At 55.2% G+C, this 2,424-nt stretch carries 2 protein-coding genes and 1 pseudogene; 1 reads left to right on the top strand and 2 read right to left on the bottom strand.

Going from position 1 to position 2,424, the window contains the following annotated elements:
* On the top strand, positions 1–516 hold a 516-nt coding region (locus tag ACLTD4_RS33765; protein WP_412331978.1), incomplete at its 5' end, for a carbohydrate kinase family protein.
* A gap of 122 nt (positions 517–638) precedes the next feature.
* Here the strand turns inward: ACLTD4_RS33765 and ilvA are convergent.
* Positions 639–1,862, bottom strand: a pseudogene (ilvA, locus tag ACLTD4_RS33770) (threonine ammonia-lyase).
* A gap of 3 nt (positions 1,863–1,865) precedes the next feature.
* The coding region (gene ftsY / locus ACLTD4_RS33775; RefSeq protein ID WP_412331979.1) for a signal recognition particle-docking protein FtsY at positions 1,866–2,424 on the bottom strand (559 nt) is incomplete at its 5' end.

Consider the following 2,424-nt stretch of genomic DNA (forward strand, 5'->3'; position numbering starts at 1 on the left):
GCCATGCCCTATCTCTGCGGACTGGAGGTGGAAGAACCTACGGGGGAGGCGCTGGTGGAATATTTCGAGAAAGAGCGGGGCCCGCAGCTCTTTTTTGCGCCCGGCCCGCGTGGAATCAGACTTTCCGGAAACCGGCTGAACCGGATCCTGGCACTCTCGCCCGTGCTCCATATCAATGAGCAGGAAGCGCTGGAACTGGGAGGCCGGGACAGTGTGGCAGACTCTGCGGCCGCCCTCTTTCAGATCACGGGAAGTCCGGTAATCGTAACCCTGGGTGAACGCGGCGCTTACTGCCATGAAAGCCCAGAAGTCTCCTATTCGGTCCCGGGAATCCCTTCACAGGTCGTGGATACGATCGGAGCAGGCGACGCCCATATCGGGGCGGTCCTTGCCTGCCTGCAGAAAGGAAAAAGCCTGTACGATTCCATCGCGGCCGCCAATCGGGTGGCGGCCGCCGTGGTGAGCCAGGAGGGCGCGATCCTTCCAGAGGACTCGGTTTTGTTTAGAGAAGGCTGAAAGAAAAAAACGACTTTTCCATGACGCAAAATAAAGGCATCAGAACCGCGGTATCGTCATTCCCCGCAGTTCTGATGCCTTTTTATAATCTTCTAATCTGCATAATTCTAATCCGTATAGTTTTAATCCGCATAAGTTCCTTTGGACTTCACCAGCTTCGGACGGTATCCTGCCTCGGTGAGCGCGGCCATGATGGAGTTCTTGTGGTCGGTGCCGTAAGCCTCCAGTGTGATGCGCAGTTCCACAGCCGAGTTTCGGTTGATGCTGATGAACTGGTTGTGTTCCAGACGGATTACGTTGCCCTGCTCTTTGGCGAGAAGTGTGGAAACCTTGGCCAGCTCGCCTGGCTTGTCCGGAAGCAGGACGGATACGGTGAAGACTCTGTCTCTCTGGATCAGGCCGTGCTGTACGATGGAGGCCATGGTGATGACATCCATGTTGCCGCCGCTCAGGATGGAGACGATCTTCTTGTTTTCTACCTTCATATGCTTTAAGGCCGCTACGGTCAGAAGGCCGGAGTTCTCCACGATCATCTTGTGATTCTCCACCATGTCGAGGAAGGAAACGATCAGTTCCGAATCTTCGATGGTGATGATGTCATCCACATTCTCCTGGATGTAGGGGAACAGCAGATCGCCGGGGCACTGCACCGCCGTGCCGTCCGCGATGGTGTTGACACCGTTTAAGGAAACTACCTTGCCCTGGCGCAGGGATTCCTGCATACAGTTTGCGCCCGCCGGTTCCACGCCGATCACCCTGATCTTCGGATTGAGCATCTTCGCCAGAGTGGCAACGCCGGTACAGAGTCCGCCTCCGCCGATGGGAACGAGTATGTAATCTACGGTCGGGAGTTCCTTGATGATCTCCATGGCAATGGTTCCCTGGCCCGTAGCTACGTCCAAATCGTTAAACGGATGGATAAAGGTAAGGCCTTTTTCCTCTGCCAGCCTGTAGGCGTAACTGCAGGCTTCATCGAATACATCGCCTTCCAGAACGACTTCCGCGCCGTATCCCTTCGTCCGGTTTACCTTCATGAGAGGCGTTGTCGTCGGCATCACGATGGTCGCGGAGATTCCGGCCAGCTTTGCGGCGTATGCCACGCCCTGAGCATGATTGCCGGCGGAAGCGGTAATTTAGCCCTTCGCCTTCTCCTCCTCGCTCAAGGTGCTGATCTTATAGTAAGCGCCTCTTACCTTATAAGCGCCTGTATACTGCATGTTTTCCGGCTTGAACCAGACCCTGTTGCCGGTCTGGGAGGAAAAATATTCGCTGTACACCAGCTTTGTCTCCTGCGTTACCTTGCTTACAACCTCTGTTGCCTCTTCAAATTTCTCCAATGTCAACATAACTTACGCCTCTTCTTTCTCTTCCACATGGAATAATGCATTCACAAACTCCCCTGCGTTAAATTTCTGCAGATCGTCGATCTTCTCTCCAACCCCCACGTATTTGACTGGAATTCCCAGCTCCGACTGGATTGCCACGGCGATTCCGCCCTTGGCGGTTCCGTCCAGCTTCGTCAGGATGATTCCTGTGATATCCGCCACTTCCATAAACTGTCTGGCCTGTGAAAGTGCATTCTGCCCGGTCGTTCCGTCCAGCACCACCAGCGTTTCCCGGTATGCCTCCGGGAACTCCTTGTCGATGATCCGGTTAATCTTCTTAAGCTCTTCCATCAGATTTTTCTTATTGTGAAGCCGCCCCGCCGTATCGCAGATCAGAATATCCGCATGGCGTGATTTGGCTGCGGCCACGGCATCATAGACGACAGCGGCCGGATCGGAGCCTTCCTGCTGGGCGATGATGTCCACGCCCGCCCGGTTGGCCCACTCCGTCAGCTGCTCAATCGCCGCCGCGCGGAAGGTGTCTGCCGCCGCGAGAATCACCTTTTTCCCGTCGTCCTTTAAC

It is taken from the genome of Hungatella sp., from assembly GCF_046966825.1.